Origin of the sequence: Paraburkholderia hospita, from assembly GCF_002902965.1 — a bacterium.
Classification (GTDB): Bacteria; Pseudomonadota; Gammaproteobacteria; order Burkholderiales; family Burkholderiaceae; genus Paraburkholderia; species Paraburkholderia hospita.
Map to the genome: position 1 here is coordinate 2,403,855 of NZ_CP026105.1, position 22,152 is coordinate 2,426,006.

A 22,152-nucleotide genomic window follows, 5' to 3' on the forward strand; every position below is an offset into this window, starting at 1 on the left:
AAGCGTTGGCAACGAACGTGAATCAGCGGCGTTGCCGTGTGAAGCGTAGGACCAGTTGGGGGCCCTCAGGCAAGAACTAGAACTGGCGGTGTTAGCCGCTTTCTTTTGCCTACTTTTCTTTGCGGCGGCAAAGAAAAGTAGGTGCCGCCCCGCACAGGGGCGACGCTTGAACGGGTAAGTCATCACGCGGATGCCGGCGCAAAGTCCAAAACACCGAATGGCGACGCCTGAAGCACGACAAAAAATCGCGGATGCCAGCGCAAACCAAAGCAGACCACCCAGCGCCGCAAGACAAAAAAACTTACATCGGAAACCCAAGCGCCTTAATGGAATTAATCCACCACCTCCGCCATCCACCCCGATCATCCGCCCCATCAAAAGCATTAAAAGTGATCTTGGCAGCGATCCACCGCACAGGCTCTGGCGGAATATACGAAGGCCCCTTCCGCGAGATATCAAGCGAAGTGATCAACGTATCGCGATCCCAGAGCATCTCAAGCCCCATCCGCGCGCCGAAGCGGCTCCCGGCGACGCCAAACCCGGTATACCCAGCGACAAACACAGTCTTCCCACCGTGATACTTACGCGCAAAAACAGAACCCCGAGAACAGTAATCAATCGGCCCACCCCACGCATGCGTGAACTTCACATCATCCAGCTGCGGGAACGTCCGATAAAAAGCCTCAGCGAGTTTGTAATAAGTCCGCTCATCGCGATCCTGCGCAGGATTGTTATCGCCACCAAAGTGATAACTAACGCGCCCGCCAAAAATGATCCGATTATCCTTCGTGAGACGAAAATAATTGAGCTGCGTACGCGTGTCATACACGCCCTGGCGGTTCTTCCAGCCAATGCGCGCCATCTGCTCTTCCGTCAGCGGACTCGTCGCGATGATGTGATCACGCACCTGCATCACACGCCGGTTGATATCCGTCACGCCAACATTCGCAGTACCCGTGCCGAGCAACACACGCGGCGTATCAATCCGTCCCGCCTGCGTGTACACAATCATCTTCTTGCCAGCGTCTTCAAGACGCGTCAACGGCGAATGCTCATACAGCCGCACGCCGAGTTTCAAGGCAGCCGCCTTGAGCCCCCAAGCAAGCTTCGCCGGATGAATCGTCCCACTACGATTGCGCGACCACATCGCACCTGCAAACAACGGCGAATCCAGTTGCTCTCGAGCCTTCTCACTATCGAGCAATACCACGTCATGCCCATGCGACACATGCAGTTCGAAGTCATTCTGCAAATGGTCGAGGTGCTTCTCGTCGACGGCCACCGTCATCTCGCCATTCCATTCGACATCGGCTTCGATGCCATAACGCACGAGTGATTCCTTGAAGCCGTCGAGGTTCTCCTGGCCCAGACGCTCGAGCACATCGAGATCCTTCGGGAACACACGCGTCGCATTCGGCAGCCCGTGCATCACGGACGTCGAAATAATCCCGCCCGGACGGCCCGACGCACCATACGCAACCTTGCCCGCTTCGATCAGCACGACGTCAAGACGAGGATCGTTCTCCTTCGCCTGAATGGCTGCCCACAAACCCGTAAAGCCGCCGCCGACGATCACGAGATCGGCCGTGGTCGGCCCGATCAACTCGCGTTCGACGGCAGGCGCCGCCGGATTGTCCAGCCAGAACGGAAACAGCTTGACACCCTCGAATGCGCGTTTAACTGAGTCGCTCATCTTCTCACCTGCTCTATTCCAATCTTTGTAAATGATGCCGCCAGCGGCATGCTCTCTTTTATTACGCTGCGTCCTGCGTGTCGAATACTTCTTCGCGCGGCGCCGTCATCCTGTTGCCTCGCATGCCTTCCGCCGTGCGCGGCTCGACCACCTTGATCCGCGCATGCGTGGCCTTGTGGCTGCCGCGCAGCCATCGTCGGCCTTGCGGTCCATACACACCATCCGGCTCAGGGAAGCATTGCAGCAGCGTCACGTACAGCGTGCAAGCCATCGTCAACGCAACAGGCAAGCTGATATCGAGGCCACCCGCAAGCTCGCCGAGCGGGCCGACGAACTGGTCCGGCAGATTGACGAAGCACAGGCCCGTCAGCGCGCTCGGAACCCAGGCGCCCATCGCGCGCCAGTTCCAGCCGTGCGTGAACCAGTAGTGGCCGCCGCGTCCGCCGCGATTGAACACCTGCAGATCGTCGGACAGATAGAAGCCGCGGCGCGTCACGTAGCCGATGATCATGATCACCATCCACGGGCAGCTGCATGTATTGATGAGCACCGAGAACGTCGACACGCTTTCCACGAGGTTGAACACGAAGCGCCCGAGAAAGATGAAGCCGATCGCAGCGCAGCCGATCAGGAACGTCGCACGCACGCGGTTGAGCAGCTTCGGAAACATGCTCGACATGTCGAGGCCCGTGCCGTACAGCGCCGTCGTACCCGTCGACATGCCGCCGATGATCGCGATTAGACACACGGGCAGGAAGAACCAGTTCGGCGAGATCGCCAGCAATCCGCCGACGTAGTTGTTCGACGCGATAAAGTCCGGCGCCTTCTGCGCGATGATCGTCGCCGTCGCGAGGCCGAAGAAGAACGGCACGAAAGTCGCGATCTGCGCAATGATCACGGCAAGCATCGTGCGATGCTTCGGCGTGTTCTGCGGAATGTAGCGCGCCCAGTCGCCCATCGTCGATGCAAACGAAACGGGATTGCTCAGCGCGACGAGCACCGCGCTCACGAACGCCGGCCAGAAGCCGACAGCACCCATCGCAAACTTGCCCGCGTAGTGGCTGTCGAACGGACCGGCGAACGCGAAGATGCCCGCGATGAACAGCAAACTCGCCGTCCACACTGCAATCTTGTTGACCCACAGCATGAAGCGAAAGCCGTAGATACACACCGTCAACACGAGCACCGCGAAGACGCCGTACGCGGCGCTCAGCGTAAAGCCGTTCACAGGCAAACCGAGCAGATGATTCGCGCCGCCCACGAGCGCATCGCCCGAGCTCCACACGGCGAGCGAGAAGAACGCGACGGACGTCAGCAGCGCGAGAAACGAGCCAACGATCCGTCCATGAATACCAAAGTGGCCGCCGGACGAAACAGGATCGTTCGTGCCGTTGCGCATGCCAAAGAGGCTCATCGGCGCAAGAATGCACGAGCCGACCAGCACGCCGATCACGATCGACGCGACGCCTGCCCAGAACGACAGGCCGAGCAGCACGGGAAAACTGCCGAGCACCGAAGTGGAAAACGTATTGCAGCCTCCGAACAGCAGGCGGAACAGGTCGATGGGCCGCGCATAGCGGGACGCGTCGGGAATGCGTTCGAAACCGAAGGTCTCGACGGTTGTGATACTGCTGTTGTTGCTCTCGGTGGGGCTGCTGCTCATGTCTCCGACTCCTCTGACGGCCAGGGAAATCACGCGGCTCGCTACTGGCTGGTGGCGTCCGCTTCTTAACGAATGTCTGGTCGCCACTGTAAAGAGAAACAATTCGGGCAAAAATATCGTCGGCGCAACCTTTACTTCGATATAAGTCGATGTAAGCGGAATTCCTTATCCAGTAAGGCTTCTCAAGCAGATAGCGGCGTCGCTGAAAGTCTCGAAAGCAGCTTGCGACGTGCAAAACGTCGAAAAGAATCGGCAGATTTCAGGTACGGCGGCGCTTCCTCGCGGCGGCAACGGCAGGCATCGGAATCGGCACGCTGCCCTTCGTGCCCTGTTCGATCAGAAAGTCGCGGAACAGGCTCGCGACATGCGGCAGACGCTTATCCGACACATGCATCACGTACCAGTCGCGTTCGATCGGATTGTCGGGTAGCGGCAACAGCGCCAGCAACCCCGCCTGAAATTCCAGCGAGCACGCGTGCAACGAAAGAAACGAAATGCCGAGCCCCGCTTCCACCAGTTGCTTGATCGCCTCGTTGCTCGACAATTCGGAACCGATATGAAGCTTGTGACCCGCCTGCCTGAACAGGTTTTCGACCGTCGAGCGCGTGCCCGAGCCGCGCTCGCGCACGAACAGGTTCGCCGATTCCAGATCGCCAAGCGTGAGGCGTTTCTTTTTCATCAGCGCATGCGAAGGTGACGCGACGAATGCCATCGGATGCTTCGCGAACGCGGTAGCGACCGTGCGCAATTCACGCGGCGGGCTGCCCATCACGGCGAGGTCGATTTCATGCGTCGCGAGCATGCGGATGATGTCCGCGCGATTGCCGACCTTGAATTGCACCTTCACTTGCGGACGCGCTTCCGTAAAGCGCACGAGAAACGGCGGGATCAGGTACTCGGCCGTCGTGATCGCGCCGATGCGAAGCGTGCCGCCCTGTTCGCCGTGCAACGCGGCGAGATCGTCGGCGGCGCCATTCCACAAGTCGAGAATTTCGAGTGCATAGCGCGCGAGTATTTCGCCCGCTGCCGTCAGTTGCACGCCACGCCCCACGCGCTGCAGGAGCGGCGCGCCCGCAGAGTCTTCCAGCAGGCGGATTTGCAGCGACACGGCGGGCTGCGTCAACCGCAATTCCTCCGCCGCGCCCGACACGCTGCCAAGCTTCGCCACCGTATGAAGCGCCTTCAATTGACGAAACGTCGCTGCCTTTAACATAAGTGAAAACCTATATGTTCGGTACAAACATTAAATTGTGCTGCGGTTTCGCTCAATTCTATACTCGACCTCACTGATGATGTTCACGCATGAATCCGCATTGAAAACGTTTCAGGAGAGTACGCATCATGACCTCGATCGATCGACACACCGCAAGTAGCACACGAACTGCGCCGCACCGAATCGTCGTCGTTGGCGGCGGCGTGGGTGGACTGGGACTCGCAACGCGCCTTGGCGAATCGCTCGGCAAGAGCGGGCATGCGCAAGTCGTCCTCGTCGACCGCTCGCCGACGCACTTCTGGAAGCCGCTGCTGCACGAAGCCGCGTCAGGCCAGATCGATCCCGCCACGCATCAGCTGCAATTCGCGGTGCAGGCGCGGCGTCACGGCTTCGAGTTCGAACAGGGTGCGCTGCAATCGCTCGATCGCGCACAGCGTCACATCACGATCAGCGCGACGCGTGATGACAACGGCCGCGAAGTGCTCCCCGCGCGTCATATCGCGTTCGATACGCTCGTGTTGGCGCTCGGCAGTGTGACCAACTACTTCGGCGTCAAGGGCGCGGAACAACATGCGCTGCCGCTGGAGTCCGTCACGCACGCGGAATCGTTCCGCCGCAAGCTGCTCGACGCGTGCACGCGGGCGAATCATGTGCGTCGCGTGAGCGGCGCGCAGCAGGTGCAGCCGGTGTCGATCAATATCGTCGGCGCGGGCGCGACGGGCGTCGAGCTTGCAGCGGCGTTGCGCGACAGCATTCGTTTGATGCATCGCTACAGCCTTTTCGCACTCGACCCGGAGCGCGACTTCCGCATCAGGTTGATCGAAGGCACGGAGCGTGTGTTGCCCGCGCTGTCGCAACGTATTTCAGCGCGCGCGCAGCGGATACTCGGCGGTCTCGGCGTCGAAGTGCTCACGACTACACGTGTGACGGAAGTACGCGCGGATGCCGTGCTCACCCACGACGGCCAGCATCTGCCGAGCGACATCGCAATCTGGACCGCGGGCATCGCCGGGCCGCCTGTGTTGCGTGTGCTCGACGGCATCGACGTGAACCGCAATGCGCAAGTGCTCGTGACGCGCACATTGCAAACCACGAAGGATGCGAATGTCTTCGCGCTCGGCGATTGCGCGGCCTGCCCTTCGCACGCGGATGGCTTTCTCGCGCCGCGCGCCCAGGTCGCGCATCAGCAGGCGATGTTCCTGGCACGCGCGCTGAAGTGCCGTGTCGGCGGCGAAGCGCTGCCCGAGTTCACGTATCGCGATGCGGGCACGCTGGTCGGGTTCGGCGACGTGGGCACGATCGGCAGCCTGAGCGGCCTGCGCGAGCGGCCCGTGTTCGTCGACGGCTGGCTCGCCACCGTCGTGTACCGGCTGATCTATCGCCGGCACGTGATGACGGTCACCGGCTTCGCGCGCATGGCGCTCGATACGGCGAGCCATTGGCTGCGGCGCCGCGTGCATCCCGTGATCCGGCTGCATTGAGCCGAGGGTCACGTACAGAACGGCAGGCGGTCAGTCGAGAAACTCGGCGGACCGCTTGCGCAACGCGGCCCCGAAGTCGTCGAGCCAACCGATCGACAGCCGCCAGCTCTGCCAATACAGATCGACGTCGAGATGCTTGCCCGGCGCCATGTCGATCAGTTCGCCGCTTTCCAGTTGCGCGGCGATCATCCGCTCCGGGCACATGCCCCAACCCATCCCCGTCGCGCACGCGCGCAAGAAACCGGATACGTGCGGAATCCAGTGCGTCGGCGCATCGATTTCGCCACGCGTGATCTTGTGTACGAAGCGCTTTTGCAGCTGATCTTTTGGATTGAAGTCGACGCAGGGCGCGCCGCGCAGCGTGTCGCGACTGATGCCTTCGCTGAAATAGCGCTCATAAAAGGCGGGCGTGCAGACGGCGCGGTAACGCATGCGCCCCAGACGCGTCGAGCGGCAGCCCTGCACCGGCTCCGACTGCGTCGTCACCGCGCCCTGCACGCTGCCGTCGCGAATCCGCTGTGCTGTATGGTCCTGATCGTCGATCACCAGATCGAGCAGCATGCCGCGCTCCGCGCAAAAGTCCGCGACCGCGTCGATGAACCATGTGCCGACGCTGTCGTCGTTCACCGCGACGCGCAAGGTCGGCCAAGGTTCGAGCAGCGCGCCGGGCAACTCGGGCATGCGGCCATTGAGTTCCGCTTCCAGCAATAACACGCGCTCCGTGTGCCTGCACAGCAGCGCGCCCGAGCGGGTCGCCGTGCACGGCTGCCCGCGCTTGACGAGCACGCTGCCGACGCGCTCCTCCAGCAGTTTCACCCGCTGCGACACGGCGGAAGGCGTCACGTTCAGCGCCGCAGCAGCGCGGTCGAACGAGCCGTGACGCACGACGGCCGCGAGTGCATCCAGCAAAGCATAGTCGAGCATTAGCGTTCCTTAAGCGGCGTTACGGAAATTAGTTTCTCTTATTCTATCGACGACGGCACACTCACGCATCCGATTCCTTCTCTCCCATCACACCATCATGAACTGGCTGGCTTTTTCGCATGGCGCCGCGTTGTGCGCCTCGTTGATCGTCACTATCGGCGCGCAAAACGCGTTCGTGCTCCGTCAAGGCATCATGCGCTCGCATATCGGCAAGATCGTGCTGCTGTGCGCGCTGTCGGATATCCTGCTGATCGGCGCGGGTGTCGGTGGCGCGTCAGTGCTCGTCGAGCGTTATCCGACCTTCATCCACGCGCTGCTGTACGTGGGTCTCGCGTATCTCGCGTGGTTCGGCATCAGCGCGCTGATGCGCGCGGTACGCCCAGGCCATGCCACGCTCGACACCGATGCGAAAGCCGACACCGCACCGCCCGCGCAACGCGCGCTGCCCATCGTGCTGATGACGCTCGCGTTCACGTGGCTCAATCCGCACGTGTATCTGGACACTTTTTTGTTGATCGGCACGGCAGGTGCGCGTGAAGCACAAGGCTCGCGCGCCGCGTTCGCGGTCGGCGCAATGGCCGTCAGCGCGATCTGGTTCGTTGCATTGGGCTATGGAGCGCGCGCGCTTGCGCCGCTGTTCAAGCGCGCCACTGCCTGGCGCGTGCTGGATGGCGCAATCGGCAGCATGGTGTTGCTGCTGGCCGTCACGCAGTTGCGCTGATTCACGAACCCGCTGTTCAGCGCCGGAGCGAGACCTTCGTGAGCGGTTCGGCGTCTTTGATGATCGAGTGGCTCATGCCGATGGTCTGCAACCCGCCGTCGGCCACATACGGCACGATGCCAAGCGCGCTGATCTTCTGCACGATCTCACGGCGGCACGCTTCATCTTCCGGCGGGCAATAATCGATCGAAATGACGGGCAAGCGGTAGCGCTCGTGTATCTCGCGCGCCTGGGCAAGCAGCCATTCGCGGTCGTTGCCGGGCACTTCGTCGTAGCGCTGATTCGCCTGATCCCAGCGGCCGAACAGCGATTCGAACGCAACGGCCGCAACCTGATCGTGCACCTGCGGCAGGATTTCAAAGCCCCGGTTCAGTATCAGCCGCGCTTGCGGATAACGGGCCTTCAATTCGCGCAACACCGCGCCAATGCCCGCCTGCTGCTGCACCCGTTCGGCGTCCGTCTTCGCGACGAGCTGATACGAATCCAGCGTATCGAGAAAAAAGCCGCGATAGCCGCGTTCCCACAGCGGCTTGATGATCTGGTCGACGAAAAACGCGGGCCATCCCGAAGCGCTCTGATCGACGACCGTCGACGCCCACGCCGCATTGCTGCCCGCGAACCACGTCTTCGGCATCTTCGCGTAGTACGCGCGCTCTTTCGTCACTTCGCCGACACTCACATACGCGTACCAGTTCGGACAATGCGCCGTATGCGCGCGCGGATCGAAACCGCTGTCGGGTTCGATCACCACGGTATCGAACGGTTCGAAGCGCTCGGCCTGCACGTTCGCGCCGTAGAAGAACGCAACCGCCCCGATCCCCGTCGACGAAGCGCGCTTGCAGGCGGCCAGCGCGGGGCGCACCCACGCAACCGACAGCAACAGGATGACCACCGCCGCGCAAGCGACGACGATCCACGAAACGCCCAGACGGGCGAACGAACTGGCTGTCATAAACCGTTCAGTTGCGCAGCATGTAAGTTTCGTATTCGAGCTTGCTGAACTTGCGATCCAGGAGTTGCACGGCGGCAGCGACGAGAATCAGCAGCGTCAGCGCGAAGCCATAACCATAATAATCCGGCTGCATGTACAGCGTAATACCCGTCAGGATACCGTTCAACAGCACGAACGCAAGACACAGACGCAACACGGTGCGCCGTGCGTCGAGATAGAAGAACACGTTCAGCAGGCCGAGCAGCAACACCTGCAGGCTCGCGGCGATCACGTCGACCATCATCAGCGGCATATACAGCGACGAAATGCCGAGCGCATCGAGCACCAGATGGCCGAACGCGAGAATCAGCAGCAGCACGACGGCCTGAATCTTCACGATCTCATACAGGCCCGCGCGCACGCTGCCGACCATCATGTCGCGCATGTCGTTGATATGGCGCAGCGTCGCGCCGCTGCGCACGGCGTCGTAGAAGCGGTCGTAGTATTCGACGAAATCGGCTTCGATGCGTACGAGGAACGTCGCCATGCCCGGCATCACGCACACGTAGGCGATGAAAACGGGAATGTCGTAAATGACGGACGCATTCAGCGGCCCGATCACTTTCGACCCCGTGCCCGGCGCGTACCAGAACATGAACTTGTCGAGCCACACGCCGAGGTTGAACAGGAAGCCGACCATCGCGAGGCTCGGATACGCGAAGCGCTTCTGGAACACCTCGAACGAGATGAAGCGCGGGCTGCGATAGTTGCGATAGATGAGCCCCGACAAACCCGCGAGCAGCACGACATGCCCGGCGACGAAGCCGCCAAGCAAACCCGACAGGCCATGCGTATTGAGCATCAACGCGAACGCGACGGTGCAGCCGTAGCCGATCGCGAACACAAAGAGAATCTGCCGGTACTGCTTCACGCTCGACAGAAAGATCACCGCGATCCAGATGTTGCTGACGACGACGAAGCCCGCCACCATCAGCAGCCGGTACATCAGCGGCTCGCCGCGAAACCCGAACGCGACCGCGAGTACGCCGAGCACGCCCGACGCCGCCGTCGAAACCAGCACGACGCCGTTGTAGTTCGACAGCACGAGGTCGTCACGCTTCTCGAAGATCCGGTCGGAAATGAAGCGCGTGAACGACAGCTGCAGCGGCCCCGTGAGGATCAGACTGCACGCAATCAGATACGTCACCGATACCTGGAACTGCACGATCGCGTACTTCGGTATCACGAACGCGAGACTCATCACGCCGATGATCAGAATGCCGAAGATCGACAGGATCAGCGGACCGGAACTGATCAGCCCCGCATACGCGTAAGCGCGTGCTACGCCGAACAGCGTCTGCCGCTTCAGGATCTTGCGAAGCTCGAAACCAATGCCAGCCATCAGCGCACCCCTTCCGTCTGTGACGACTGTGTCGACTGCGCCGCTGCGGCCCTACCCGCATGCATCGGACAGCCGCCGCCCTGCTTGCCTTCAGTGGCTTTGACTTGCGAAGGCGCCGCCATCAAACGCTGATACAGCACGCGATATTGATCAATCATCTGCGCCTTCGTATAGAAACGCCGTACGCGGGCCAGTCCCGCCTGTTGCGCTGCAAGCCAGCGCGGCTCGTCGCCGAGCAGATCGAGCACGGCTTGCGCGAACGCAGCGGGATTGGCGATCGGCACCACGCTGCCCGCCGCGCCCAATGCGCGGTCCTCGTCGCCGTAGCCTTCGATCAGCTGCCGGCACGAACCCACATCCGTCGTGATCGACGGGATGCCCGCCGCGAAGCCTTCCAGCACGACGAGCGGCAAGGCCTCGCTGATCGACGTCAACGCGAGCACGTCGACCTTCGGCAGAATTTCGTCGATGCGCTGAAAGCCGAGAAACTTCACGTTGTTCGCGAGCCCGAGGCTTTCCGCCAGCGCGCGGCATTCCTGCGCGTACGACGGATCTTCTTCTTCAGGCCCGACGATCCATCCTTCGATATCGGGCATCGCGCGCGACGCGATGAAGAGCGCGCGAATGTAAGTCTTGATGTCCTTGATCGGCACCACGCGGCCAATCAGCGCGACCACGTTACGCGGCCGCACAGTGCGCTTGTCGACGAGCGGCGCGAGACCGTCCACGTCCACGCCGTTCGGAATGTTGCGCGTGCGCGCGGCTTGCGCGCCGTCCGTGATCTGCCGCTGACGGTTCGCTTCGTACAGCGCGACGATATCGTCGGCGGCATCATAGGCGAGCTTGCCGAGCGCCTCGAAGAAGCGCACCCACAGTTCGCGGAAATAGCTGATCTTCGAGATGTCGCGTTCGAACGCGCCGCGGTTGTCGCGAATCCACTGGCTTTGCAGCAGATCGATCTTGCGCTCTTTCGTATAGATGCCGTGCTCGGACACGAGCAGCGGCCGCCCCGTCCGATAGTGCAGCAAGGCGCCCAGAAAGCCCGCATAACCCGTCGACACCGTGTGATAGACCTTCGCAGACGGCAATTGCTCGGCGACGCGCGCGAGCTGCCACAGCGGCTTGTGCATGATCCGCACGGTCCAGAAGTAATCGGTGAACGATGGGTCCGTGCAATAGCGGTGATACTGATCGACGATAAAGTCCCACGCCGCGCGGCTCGTCAGGAACTGTTCCTCGCTGAGCGGCGCCTTGTCGCCGATCAGTTGCACCATGTCGGCCATCATCGCGCCGGCATCGACTTCGCCACCGTTGCGCCAGGCCTCGTGCAGCGCCGCCGATTGCGCGAACGCTTGCGCATCGCCGGGAATTTCGCGCGCCGCCTGATCGTCCGCACCGGACGTCTCGTACAGATAGTGCGCCTCGAAGTGCACGACGTTGTCGGGCAGCGCGTAGGCAGCCGCCTTGTAATCCTCTTCGCGGCTGCCGATGAAAGCAATCGCAAAGCGGATCTCCGGATACGAGCGGAGCATTTCGTTGACCCAGCTCGACACGCCGCCGCGCACATACGGGAACGTGCCTTCGAGCAGCAGGCAGACATCGGCGTCCGCAGCGCGGCGCATCAGTGACGGTTTCATGTGGACCAGTAACGCGCAACAGGTTTGAGCATCGGCAGCGTCGCGGCATTGCCAAGCGACGCAAGCAGTTCGGACACGCGCGCATAGTCGCCGCGCAGATATTCGACTTCGGCAAGCCACGGCACCAGACGCTCGCGCGGAAAACCTAGCGATTGCGCACGGTCCATGTGCTGCGCGGCTTCGTCAGCGGCGCCGTTGGTCAGCGCGAGGCGGCCGCGAATCATCCACAGCGCAGCGTCGCTGGCGTCGATCTCGAGCGCGGCGCGTGCATGGCGGTCAGCCTGTTCGAGCGTGTGTCGATAGACGACACCCTGCACGAGGTTTTGATAGATCAGCTCGAAATACAGCTCGGCGAGCTGCCGGTTGATCGCATGACGATCGCCTTCCGACTGCGCCGACTCCAGCGCCTTCCCCGCATGGAAAATGCGCTGCGTCACATCGTTTTCCGCCTGATCCAGCGTGCCGTACGCGATCAGGCGCACGTCTTCGACCGGGTCCGCGAGCAGGTCGCGCAGCAGCGTGCCCGTCGTGCGGGTCGGCATGCTCTGGATCGCGACGAGCGCCGACAGGCGATCGGCTGCCGCGACCTTCGTGTTCACGAGCCGCGCCTGCAAGCGCGCGCCGCCGCCGTGCGAGACACGCGACATCAGATACGTGACGAACTCGGGCGCGGGTACATCGCCCATCTCGTCGTCCGCATGCGAGGCCGGATAGCATGCCGCCCAGATGCAGCTCACCAGCACGACGAGGCCGCCGAGCAGCGGCACGAACGTGCACGCAAGGCCGAGCAGCAGCAAGCTCCATGCGCGCGGCTCGCGATAACGCAGCGGCAGCAGCAGGCGGAACAGGAGCGCCTGCAGCACGCCGCACACGATGTTGAACGCAACGGCGGGCAGCAGCGGATCGTACGCGGTCGGCGTGTTCGCGAAGTACACGATGCCCACGCACTGAATGCCGGCAACGATGGCGATGCCCAGCACCGCGAGCACGGCGACCAGTGCGGCCACGAACCCGCCGCCGCTGGAGCGGTTTGCAGTGGCCTTATTCATCGAGACCACTACGCAAAAGAAGACGCTTCAATGCCGCGCCCGGCTCGTCGCCGCCCAGATGCAGCGTGTGCACGCCGATGCGCGCGCCTTCGAGGTCGAGATTGAACTGCGCGCGCAGGCTCGATTCGATCCGCGCGAGGTAGCCGTCGACGCCCGTCGCGTCGGTCGCGGGCATCAGGTTCAGCAGCACCGACTGCCCCGCCGATTTCACCGGCCACATCAGGTCGAGCGAACGACGGCGGCGCATCACGTGCTCGAAGAACGAATCGCCGGCATCGTCATGCGGGAACACGAGCGCCACCAGCGACGACGTGATGCCGGCCGAGCGTTCGAGCCGCGTGAGCCGGCTCACGTCGAGTGCGAATTCGTACGGGCAATCGGGCACCGCGTGCTGGATATCGCGCACCTGCTGCGAGTGCTCGACGCCGTCGGCGTAGTAGCCGAGCAGCACGAGCAGCAGTTGCAGATTGTCGAAATTCAGCGACAGGAACGGCATGCGGCGGATAGCGAGCATCGCGAGCATGGTGCCGTCGGCGGAAATCAGCGGCGCGCACACCAGCAGATGCGTGTTCGTCACCGGCCGCTCTTCGCTCTTCAGATGCGCAACGGCACGTGTTTCGAGCGCGCGCTGCACGAGTTCGTCGCGCGGATCGAAGTCGAACGTATCGCCGATATGCGCGAGCGCGTCGCGCCCCACCTTGCCGTCATGCACGGGGTACAGCGCTGCCACTTCGATCTGGCAGGCCTGCGCGACGAATTCGAGCAGCTCGCGCGTGCCGGGCATGTCGCCGGAACTGCGTGGCTTCGTGTCGAGACCATGCGCGACGGAAATGCGGCGCAGCTCGGTGATCGAGTCGCGCAGCGTGGTCGGCTTGGTCAGCAGATCTTTTTCGAGGCGCTCGTGCGACAGGCGCATCAGATAGTGACTGTTCGTGATCGCGACCAGCCGGTCGTTCAGATAGTCGTTGATCGCGTTCGCGCGCTGCGCGCGGCTGCCCCACGTATCGCCGAAGTGGCCCGCGACGATAGTCTGCAGCACGCCGCCCGTGAAGAACAGCGTCGGCCACGCGGCCGTGCTGCCCTGCATCAGCACCTGAGTGAACACCTGATATGCGCCGATCAGCATTGCGCAGCCGAGCAGGCCGAGCAGCGTGCCGTAACGCAGCGCGACGATCAGCGGCGCGAACCACAGCCACGGAAAGCCCGTGTGCAGCAGGAACGGATCGTTGCGATCGAGCGTATAGGAAACCGCGAAGACCACGCCGATGAACACGACCGTCTCCACGATGGAAAACGGACGCGACACCGCGGGCGCGACGAGGCGCCGCCACGCGCTCAGGTTGCCGAACGGGTTCGATTGGCGCGGTTTCGCCGCGGCACTGGCGGCGCTTTGCGCGGTGACGGTATTCACGGCCGACTCCTCATCACGTGTCGAGTTGCACTGGTATTGCAGATTGCCGCGCGCGCGTCGCGAAGCATATGACCGACGCGCGACGCCATCAGCCGCGCGTGCGCAGCGGCGACAGCAGGCTGCCGATCAGCGACGACGCGACGCTCGACAGGCTCGAGCGCGTCCAGCCGCTCTTCGAACCCGTCGCGCTCCACACGACCTGACCCGAAGCCACGTCGATCAGCTCGAACGTCACGCCCGCAACGGGCTCGCCGTCCACGCCGACCTTGTAGCGCCACTCTTCCACAGCGCCCGTCAGCACGTACTTCACGCGCTGCTCACGCGCCCATGCGAGCTTCTTCTCACCGATATCGCGCTGCGCGGTGTCGAACATCGCGTTCGCCGACGCATCGACGGGCGCGAGGCGCACATCGGCAAAGCCGTTCTGACGCAACGCATTCGCCGCAATCGCCGCGGCGCTGCTGCCCGCTGCCGGCGTTTCCGTGAAGTTCGCCATCGTCACGACGGCGACGGAGTCCTTCGATTCGATTGCAGGCGAGCCCGCCTGGCGAATCGAACCGCATGCGCCCAGCACCAGCGCCGACGCGGCCGCTGCCGCTACCCACTTGATCAAACGTGTCCAGCCGTTGATGTTGCTCATCGAACCACTCCTCAGAAATGTCGTTATCGTCCCGATTCGCCGAATCAGCAGAACCCGAATCAGTAAAACCCGAATCAATAGAACCATTTGTACCGCGCGCCCAGCAACGTGACGGGCGTGCCGATCTTCGACACGCGCTGATGCTGAAGGAACACCGCCAGGTGATCGCCGCCAAACACCGCGCCTGCAATGCCGAGACTCACGTCCGGGCCCCAGCCCTGAATCGAGTCGTGCACGATGCCCACGTCGAAGAACGGACGCCATGCATGCGTGTACTGCTCGAGCAGATCGTTGCCGAAGCCGAAGTAGAAGCCGTATTGCGTGTACGTGTCCGGCATGAAGTCCTGCGGCGACGCAGGCTGCAAGGCGGTCGGCAACAGGCGCGTCATCAGCGCGTCGGCCTGGCCGCTTGCGCCATAGCCGCCGTGCGTGATCAGCGCGCGCAACGTGTAATCGGGGTAAGTCGTGCGAATGCGGTAGCTCACTTCGGCCGTCGACAGCACGCCGCTGCCGATGTAGTTGCGCGCCTGGCTATAGAAGCGGTCCGCTTCGACACTGCCCGTGAAGGTGATCCGCTCGGTCATCCGATACGTGAGATCGCCGATCACGTTGTCCTTCATGCCACCGACCAGCAGCGTCTGGTTTTCATCCGCGACCTGGTTGCGGCCCGCGCGCACGCCGAGCGTCAGCGGCGAGTTGCGCCCCACTTCGCCCGCGAGATCGAGCGTGTAGAAAGCGGCCGAGCCAACGCGCCGGCCGCCGGTGACCGTGAACGACGTGTCGCGCGTTTGCCGCTCGCCGTAGATGTTGAGCCAGCGGTCGACGGACGGCACGTTGACCAGCTGCGTGATGTCGGTCGAATGCTGGAAGTGCTGCACGGCCGTCACGCCAACCAGATAGCGCTCGGCGATCTTGCGGCTGGCCGCGAGCGTCGTCTCGACGTAATCGAGCGGATGCTCGATGTGGTTGACGACATCGGCGTCGATCGATTGCGGCCAGTCGAGCGTCGTTTCCGTGACGCGCGTATGCAGGTCGGTGTCTTCCGGCGCGCCGTCGAGCGCGTTGAACGCGAGCTGCTGCGCGCGGTCGGGACGGTCGACGGCGATCGTCGCGTCGATGCGGTCGTTGACGGGCAGGCGCGAGCGTTCCACCGCGAGCAGGCGTTCCATCTCGGGGATATCGTTCTCGGCGAGCGCGATGGTCAGCTGCGCATCGGCGGGACGCGACAGGCGCTCCGCGTATTGCTGCGCGAGCCAGCGCTTCGCCAGCGGATTGCTTTCCTTCGACAGCGCCCATGCCACGGCCACTTCCTTCGCGACGGCGCCGCGCACGCGCGCGTTCTCCGGCAGCCCTGCGCCGTCCAGCGGCGCGCCGCCCGGCAGCCCCTTCGCCGTGCCGATCATCGTGCGGCGTGCGATGGCATTGTCAGCCGATACGGGCCGCGCCGACATCAGGCTGTCGAGCAGCGCTGCGGACGCATCGCCCGTTGCGTATTCGGCCGACAGCGTCACGCGCCGGCCACGCAGGTCTTCGAGCGTCTCGGCGTCCTGCGCGGTGCGGCCACGCATTGCCGCGCGTTGCGCGCCATGCAGTTTCACGAGCTGCGCTTCGTCCTGCTGCATCTGCAGCCACACCTTCTTGCGGATCGACCATGCGAGGCCATCGTGCCCCGCCTGCTCCTGCGCGTCGGCATAGGTGAGCAGCCACAGCGGATCGCGCGACATCATCGCCGACTGGCGGCGCAGATATTCGAGCGCGGCGACGGGCCGGTTCAGGCGCATTTCGGCGGCTGCGTACGGCTCCCACAATGCCGAGCTTTGATCGGCACTGCCGCGCCAGCGCTTGAGCGCTTCGCGCAGATCGCCGTCGCTGCCGTAGTCGACCAGCGTCCACAGATACGCGGCGCGCAGATCGGAACTCGCGCCCGGCAAATCGACGGCGCGCTTCAGATCGGCGAGCGCCTTCTGCGGTTCGTTGATGAGGCGGTAGTATTCGGCGCGCACGCCGAGCAGCGCGGGCGAGGCTTCCGCCGCTTTGCGCTCGTCGGGCGTGAGGCTTGCGAGCAGCGTCGCGATGCGGTCCATCGCCTGCGCGTCGGTGTAGTAGAAGATCGCGTCCTGCAACGCGCGCACCGTGTGATCGCGGCGATAGCGCAATTCGGCGACGCGGCCCGCATCGATCGGATACGGATCGTAGAAGTACGTCATGTCGCCGAGGTCTTCAGGCGTCGCCGCGCCGCTCGCGATCAGATGGAAATACGCTTCGTTCGCGTCGTCGTCCCGTTGCAGCAGACGCGCGAGTTCCGCATAGTTGCGCCAGAAGTCCTCGTCGCTATCTTTCGCGCCCGCGCGCGCCGTTTTCAGCGCGGCCAGCGACGCACGATAGTCGCCCTGGCGGTACAGCACGCTCGCCGTGCGCAGCGCCGCATTCGCGTCGTTCGGATGACGCGCCTGCACCGCGCGATAGGTCGCGAGCGCCTGATCGTCATGACCCGCGCGCTCGGCAAGCTGGCCGATCCGTTGATCGATCGCATCGGCGTTCGTCGCGCGCGGCAGCGAGCGCAGGAACGCGAGGCCGTCGTCGGGACGACCGAGACGTTCGTACGTTGCCGTCACGTTATCGATCAGCTTCAGGTCGTTCGGCTTCGCGCGCGCTTCGTGCACGAGCGCCGTCAGATAGGCTTCGTCGTCGTCGAGCATCGGCGCGATGCGCAGCACGTTCTGCCAGCCAACCTGATCGTTCGACAGTTGCGCATAGTCGAGCCACGACTTCAGCGCGAGCGACGGATCGCGATTCCATTCGGCGACCTGCGCGAGACGTTTGACCCATTCCACCGAACGCGGATCGCGCTGCACCTGCTGCGCGGCGATTTTCTGCGCGCTCGCCAGATCGCCCGATTCGACGAAGGCCTGAAACACGACGTTCGCGACGCTCGGGTCCGAGCGGACTGCGGAGGCGTCAACGGCGTTCACGCCGCTGGCGGCTTGCGGCGCTTGCGCTGCTGGTGCTACAGGCGCTGCTTGCGTGGCGACGCGGATCACGCGCACTTCGGCCTGCTCTTGCGCCGCTGCCTCACGCATCGCGGCGCGCAGGCTGACGAGCGAGCCGCCATGCCGATACGCGACGGGACCATCCATATACGCATAACCCGCTTGCGCCACGCTGCGCACATGCTCGGCCAGCGGCGACGACGGCTCGGCGAGCGCGTACTTCGCCAGCAGCTTCGCGTACCGGTCGACGGCATCCGGACGATTCGCCGCGCGTGCCAGATTCAGCATCACGATGAGCGTGGCGGGATCGTCGGCGAGCTTGCCGAGATGCGCGTCGGCAGCCGTCAGCGCATCGTCGAGCAGATTGCCCGACTGCAGCGTGCGCACGCCTGCGACGAAGCAACGGCGCTGCTCGTCGCGCGTCTGCGCCGTGGCTTCCTGACGGAACCATGCATCGGCGGCTGCGTGATAGTCGCCGACTTGCAGCGCGTAGCGCGTGATCTGCGTGTCCCACTTCGTGCGTCCGTCGGGATCGTTGGCCGACAGACGCGCATACAGATGTGCCGCGAGATCGGGCATGCCGACGGCGGCCGAACGCTGCGCGAGCCACTCCAGATCCTTCGGTGCCCACGGCAGCTTCGCAGCCTGCGTCAGACGCGCGCGCAGCTCTTCGAGCGCGGGCGCGCGGCGCGGGTCTTCTTCGGGAATCGCAAAGGTGCGCTGCTCCGTCACGGACAGATGCAGCATCATCGCGCTGCGAATCATGTCGTCGGTGCCGAGCGCTTCCATGCGCGTGGCGATGCGCTCGGCGTCGTCGGTGCGTCCCAGATACAGATATTGCGCGCCCAGCAACGAAAGGAATTCCTCGTTGTCGGGCCGCACCTTCGACCACGCTTCCAGATACGCGACGCTCAGCTCGCTAGGCGCGCCGACGGACGCAACGCGCTGGCGCAAGCCGCCGCGCGGCGACACGCCGTACATCGTCGCGATCACCACGCCCGTGAGCGTGTAGACGAGCCACGTCGGAACGATACGGGGACGTTTGTCGTTCGTTTTATCGTTCACAGCGGATCTCGACGGGCTGATAGTGGGCTTCGAGCGCATTGAGCGCGGGCGTGTCGAAGCGGACGTAGGCGCCGTCGCGTTGCAGCGGCACCGCGCGGCCCGCCACTGTCGCGCTGCACGTCTGTGCATTCGCGAGCTTCACGAACGGCTGGTAGTAGCTGCCGAACTCGAACGACATGTTCTTGCCGTCGCGTTTGAAATCGCGCACGAAACCATTCGCTTCGGCGATGTACGGCAGCGCATCCGCTTTCGACAGCTCACCCGGGGTGTCGAACGACACGCGCGCCGCGCCGTCGGTGATATGGATGTACGTGCCGTCCGGTCCCGCCGTGTAGCCCGTCACGCCGCGCGACGCGTGCAGATCTGGCGAGGTCGTCAGCGGCCAGTGCAGTTCGCGCACTTCGCCGTTGCCGCGCACGATCCAGTCATTCGACTTCGCGTTCGACGCCTCGCTCTGCACCGTGCGCGCGACGGCGAACGAACGCCAGTCGAGCACCTTGTGCGCGTAGTCCGTCATATGCACGGGCAGCACCGGCTGCTTGAGCGCGGCCGCGAAAATCTGGTCGAGCGCGCGCAGCGACGCAACCTTTGTGCCGCTGTACATGTGGTAGTAAATATCGATCGGCTTGAAGCGCAGCGGCTTGTCCGTCAGATCGAAGGTTTCGAGCACGCGCGTGAAGCCGTAGAACGGGCCGAGCCAGTCGTTCGTGTAGACGTTCTCGTCCTGGTTCGGCGCATACACCTGATACGCGCCCGGCCCCTTCAGCACGCCGATGGGCGCGATATTGGTCCAGCTGTTCGCGCTCTTCGTGATGACGGTGTCGCCGCCGTTCACGTTGTCGACGCCCGCTGCATAGACCTTGCGCACGACGATCGCGGGCGGCTCGCAGTTGCCCGGCCATTGCAGGATCGTCGTCTTCTTGCCCGGGGGCGCGAGACGCGAGTTGATGTAGTCGATCGAACCCGTAACTTCGCGGTCGATATTGAATGTGTAGTTCGGGATGTTCAGCGAGAACGCGGTGTCACCGCCGCCACGATCGATGCGCTCGCCCGTCTTCGCATCGACGTTCTCCCATTCGAACGGATGCGAATACGTGTGCGTGCCGATCGCGACATAAGGCAGCGCGAACATCTTGCGTGCGATCTCTTCGAGTCGCGGCGAGATTTGCGGATACAGGCCCTTCGGCCCCACTTCGCCTTCGATCACCGACAGCGTCATCGGCACCTTGTAGCGCGTGAAGATCTGCTGAAACAGCGCTTCGCCCGAATAATCGGCGCCGGGAAATTCCGCGCGCGACGCGAAACCGTCGCCGTCCACGTGCGACATGAAAAGACGCCGGCCGTTTTCCGTGGTGACGCTCGGCGACGGCATCGGTTGCAGACGCAACGCCTGGCGCAGGAACTCGATCGGCTGAATGGCCCAGCGCTCCTGGCCGATGCCGTTGAGCGAGACGACCGTGTACGGGCTCATCGCGAAGCCGCCCCACGGCGTGATCGCAATCTGGTCGAGCGTCGCTTCGCCGCTCTTCACGCGCAGCAGCGACTTGCTCGCGCTGCCGACCTGAACGCCTGTCAGATCGCGCGCGCCAAGCTTTGGATCGACTTCGAAGCCGACCATCGGATCGCGCGACACGACATCGATCTTGTCCGCGAAAGGCCCTGCTACTGCCTGCAGATCGAGCGCGCGTCCTTCGTCTTCTGCCGCATCGAAACCGAACTGTCCGAGAAACACCATCGGCACGTGCGCGGCGAGACGCGCATCGACCCACGCGCGCCACGCGCCGCTGTTCGGCGTCTCGTCGCCCTGCAGCCACGCGACGACGCCCGCATAGCGGTCCGGCGTGATGCCCTCGGGCAACGGCTCGTGGACGTTCGCGTATTCGACGTCGTAGCCGAGATAGTTGAGCGGCGTCGCGAGATCGCGCACGCCGGGCGTTTCGTCGAGCGGCAGGTCTTCGTCGCTGTCCTGCACGATCAGCACCTTGCGCGGCAGCACTTCGATCGCGCCGATGCCGACCACGTTCAGCGACGCGTTCGTCACGTACGGCGTGACGCCCGCGGCGAGTACCTGCGCAGCCGTGGCGCGCGCACAGGCGCGGTCGTCGGCGGGACAGGTTTCGATCGATACGACGGGCACGCCCGTCGTTTGCGTGAACTGTTGCGCGGCGGCGATGCGCGCGTCGCGTTCGCCTGCCGCGACATTGCCGCTCGCTGCGTCGCGCACGAGCGACGGGCCGATCACCGCATATAGCGCTTTCGCATACGGCAACGCGGACTGCAACGCAGCGTCGCCGCCGATCACGAGACGCGCGTCGGGATGCGCAGCGCGGATTGCATCGACGGCTGCAATGGCCGCTGGCGTGTCGAGCAGGAAGCCGCGATAGCCGCGCGCCCAAAGCGGTTCGATCTGTGCAGCGACAAATGCGTCGGGCGTGCCTTGCGCGGCATCGGCATGCGTACGCGCAAGCCACACGGTATGACGCAGCGGATGCGCGGCGGGATCGAAGCCGCTGGCGGGATCGATCACGACGGCATCGAATGCCTGCAACTCGCCAACGGGCACCCGCGAGCCATAGAAGAACGCGAGATTGACGTGCGGCGCCTGTGCGCCGCTCGATGCTTGCGCGTGCAACTGAGTAGACGCCGGAGCCTGGGCCTGCGTCTGCGCATGCGCGGCGACGCCGTGCAGCGCAAGCGCGGCTGTCGCCGTGAGCGCAACCATGCGGGCGTGCGCCAGCGCACGAACGAGAGTGCGCGGTTGCGCCATCATCGTTCTGTACATTCGCGGCTTATCGCCTTGCATTACCCCGTCGAGCGCCGGTCGCGCTTCGAATATCGATTGAATCCCCACTGGCATACGATTTTTTCTTCGGTTTATTACTTTTTTACCGACCGGCTTTAAAGCGCCGGTTTTCCCCGGGATTTATGTCCCTACGGCAGCATTGGAAGGCCAAATGTTAAATACTGGCCATCCGCCACATGCGGATGAAAATCTGCAGACTGGAAAGATCAGAGGATATGAAGCGCTATCTCTGTGAATCGGCGCGAATTCTAACGCGTTCAACGTCAAAAAAGACGGGTGTCGCAAAAAGATCACGCCGCTGAAAACGATTTAACGACGAGCACAAGCGAAACCGGATTAATCTGAGAAAGGCTCGCAAACGTTAAACAGATAATAGCGAACGCATATTCACTTTTCATTATTTTTCAATTCGGCGCCAGCGCAATACCCGGTATTTCATGCAGGGTGTGGCCATTTTAAAAGCCCAATATTTCGCTATTGAAAGGCGCGCAAACGATTTCGCGGTTGCAACCCATCGCAACTCGCGGCC

14 protein-coding genes are annotated in these 22,152 nt (G+C 63.4%); 2 read left to right on the forward strand and 12 right to left on the reverse strand.

What is annotated here, in order from left to right; translation table 11 throughout:
• Nucleotides 1-301 precede the first annotated feature (301 nt).
• The 3 genes from C2L64_RS10865 to C2L64_RS10875 form a co-directional block, all read right to left on the reverse strand.
• A complete protein-coding gene (locus C2L64_RS10865; protein WP_007590528.1) occupies nucleotides 302-1,693 on the reverse strand; it encodes an NAD(P)/FAD-dependent oxidoreductase in 1,392 nt (463 codons plus the stop codon).
• 61 nt (nucleotides 1,694-1,754) lie between these two features.
• Nucleotides 1,755-3,356: a purine-cytosine permease family protein gene (locus tag C2L64_RS10870; protein ID WP_007590526.1), complete on the reverse strand. Its 1,602-nt coding sequence runs from the start codon at nucleotides 3,354-3,356 to the stop codon at nucleotides 1,755-1,757.
• 259 nt (nucleotides 3,357-3,615) lie between these two features.
• A complete protein-coding gene (locus tag C2L64_RS10875) occupies nucleotides 3,616-4,569 on the reverse strand; it encodes a LysR family transcriptional regulator (RefSeq protein ID WP_007590524.1) in 954 nt (317 codons plus the stop codon).
• Between the two features lie 128 nt (nucleotides 4,570-4,697).
• On the opposite strand from C2L64_RS10875, the gene C2L64_RS10880 reads away from it, so the two are divergent.
• Nucleotides 4,698-6,050 (forward strand): NAD(P)/FAD-dependent oxidoreductase, encoded by a 1,353-nt coding sequence (locus C2L64_RS10880; RefSeq protein WP_007590521.1) that lies wholly within the window; start codon nucleotides 4,698-4,700, stop codon nucleotides 6,048-6,050.
• Between the two features lie 30 nt (nucleotides 6,051-6,080).
• Here C2L64_RS10880 and C2L64_RS10885 read toward each other — a convergent pair whose 3' ends face one another.
• The gene (locus C2L64_RS10885; protein ID WP_007590519.1) at nucleotides 6,081-6,974 is read right to left on the reverse strand and encodes a LysR family transcriptional regulator ArgP; all 894 of its coding nucleotides are present in this window, start codon (nucleotides 6,972-6,974) and stop codon (nucleotides 6,081-6,083) included.
• Nucleotides 6,975-7,071: 97 nt separating this feature from the next.
• Between C2L64_RS10885 and C2L64_RS10890 the strand changes: the two genes are divergently transcribed.
• On the forward strand, nucleotides 7,072-7,695 hold the full coding sequence (locus C2L64_RS10890) for a LysE/ArgO family amino acid transporter (RefSeq protein ID WP_007590518.1): 624 nt from the start codon (nucleotides 7,072-7,074) through the stop codon (nucleotides 7,693-7,695).
• A gap of 16 nt (nucleotides 7,696-7,711) precedes the next feature.
• Here the strand turns inward: C2L64_RS10890 and C2L64_RS10895 are convergent, their stop codons facing one another.
• The 8 genes from C2L64_RS10895 to C2L64_RS10930 all read right to left on the reverse strand — a co-directional run bounded on the left by C2L64_RS10895 (nucleotide 7,712) and on the right by C2L64_RS10930 (nucleotide 21,677).
• Nucleotides 7,712-8,647: an endo alpha-1,4 polygalactosaminidase gene (locus C2L64_RS10895; protein ID WP_007590517.1), complete on the reverse strand. Its 936-nt coding sequence runs from the start codon at nucleotides 8,645-8,647 to the stop codon at nucleotides 7,712-7,714.
• Between the two features lie 7 nt (nucleotides 8,648-8,654).
• Nucleotides 8,655-10,028 (reverse strand): exopolysaccharide Pel transporter PelG, encoded by a 1,374-nt coding sequence (gene pelG / locus C2L64_RS10900; protein WP_007590515.1) that lies wholly within the window; start codon nucleotides 10,026-10,028, stop codon nucleotides 8,655-8,657.
• Nucleotides 10,028-11,665, reverse strand: coding sequence for a GT4 family glycosyltransferase PelF (pelF, locus tag C2L64_RS10905; RefSeq protein ID WP_007748879.1), 1,638 nt, complete (start codon nucleotides 11,663-11,665; stop codon nucleotides 10,028-10,030). The genes pelG and pelF overlap by 1 nt, the downstream gene beginning before the upstream one ends.
• A complete protein-coding gene (locus C2L64_RS10910; protein ID WP_007590512.1) occupies nucleotides 11,662-12,714 on the reverse strand; it encodes a tetratricopeptide repeat protein in 1,053 nt (350 codons plus the stop codon). The genes pelF and C2L64_RS10910 overlap by 4 nt, the downstream gene beginning before the upstream one ends.
• Entirely contained in the window at nucleotides 12,707-14,125 is a 1,419-nt protein-coding gene (locus tag C2L64_RS10915) for a PelD GGDEF domain-containing protein (protein ID WP_007590511.1), read from the reverse strand. The genes C2L64_RS10910 and C2L64_RS10915 overlap by 8 nt, the downstream gene beginning before the upstream one ends.
• Before the next feature lie 88 nt (nucleotides 14,126-14,213).
• The gene (locus tag C2L64_RS10920; RefSeq protein ID WP_007590510.1) at nucleotides 14,214-14,765 is read right to left on the reverse strand and encodes a hypothetical protein; all 552 of its coding nucleotides are present in this window, start codon (nucleotides 14,763-14,765) and stop codon (nucleotides 14,214-14,216) included.
• A gap of 74 nt (nucleotides 14,766-14,839) precedes the next feature.
• Complete coding sequence (locus C2L64_RS10925) at nucleotides 14,840-18,820, reverse strand: tetratricopeptide repeat protein (protein ID WP_007590509.1); 3,981 nt, start codon at nucleotides 18,818-18,820, stop codon at nucleotides 14,840-14,842.
• The gene (locus tag C2L64_RS10930; protein ID WP_007590508.1) at nucleotides 18,810-21,677 is read right to left on the reverse strand and encodes a hypothetical protein; all 2,868 of its coding nucleotides are present in this window, start codon (nucleotides 21,675-21,677) and stop codon (nucleotides 18,810-18,812) included. Before C2L64_RS10930 ends, C2L64_RS10925 begins: the two co-directional genes overlap by 11 nt.
• Between the last annotated feature and the right edge of the window lie 475 nt (nucleotides 21,678-22,152).

Excerpts from the sequence above, each read along its gene's own strand:
- C2L64_RS10865 (WP_007590528.1), bottom strand. The coding sequence starts at position 1,693 with ATGAGCGACTCAGTTAAACGCGCATTCGAGGGTGTCAAGCTGTTTCCG.
- C2L64_RS10870 (WP_007590526.1), bottom strand. The coding sequence starts at position 3,356 with ATGAGCAGCAGCCCCACCGAGAGCAACAACAGCAGTATCACAACCGTC.
- C2L64_RS10875 (WP_007590524.1), bottom strand. The coding sequence starts at position 4,569 with ATGTTAAAGGCAGCGACGTTTCGTCAATTGAAGGCGCTTCATACGGTG.
- C2L64_RS10880 (WP_007590521.1), top strand. The coding sequence starts at position 4,698 with ATGACCTCGATCGATCGACACACCGCAAGTAGCACACGAACTGCGCCG.
- C2L64_RS10885 (WP_007590519.1), bottom strand. The coding sequence starts at position 6,974 with ATGCTCGACTATGCTTTGCTGGATGCACTCGCGGCCGTCGTGCGTCAC.
- C2L64_RS10890 (WP_007590518.1), top strand. The coding sequence starts at position 7,072 with ATGAACTGGCTGGCTTTTTCGCATGGCGCCGCGTTGTGCGCCTCGTTG.
- C2L64_RS10895 (WP_007590517.1), bottom strand. The coding sequence starts at position 8,647 with ATGACAGCCAGTTCGTTCGCCCGTCTGGGCGTTTCGTGGATCGTCGTC.
- pelG (WP_007590515.1), bottom strand. The coding sequence starts at position 10,028 with ATGGCTGGCATTGGTTTCGAGCTTCGCAAGATCCTGAAGCGGCAGACG.
- pelF (WP_007748879.1), bottom strand. The coding sequence starts at position 11,665 with ATGAAACCGTCACTGATGCGCCGCGCTGCGGACGCCGATGTCTGCCTG.
- C2L64_RS10910 (WP_007590512.1), bottom strand. The coding sequence starts at position 12,714 with ATGAATAAGGCCACTGCAAACCGCTCCAGCGGCGGCGGGTTCGTGGCC.
- C2L64_RS10920 (WP_007590510.1), bottom strand. The coding sequence starts at position 14,765 with ATGAGCAACATCAACGGCTGGACACGTTTGATCAAGTGGGTAGCGGCA.
- C2L64_RS10930 (WP_007590508.1), bottom strand. The coding sequence starts at position 21,677 with ATGCCAGTGGGGATTCAATCGATATTCGAAGCGCGACCGGCGCTCGAC.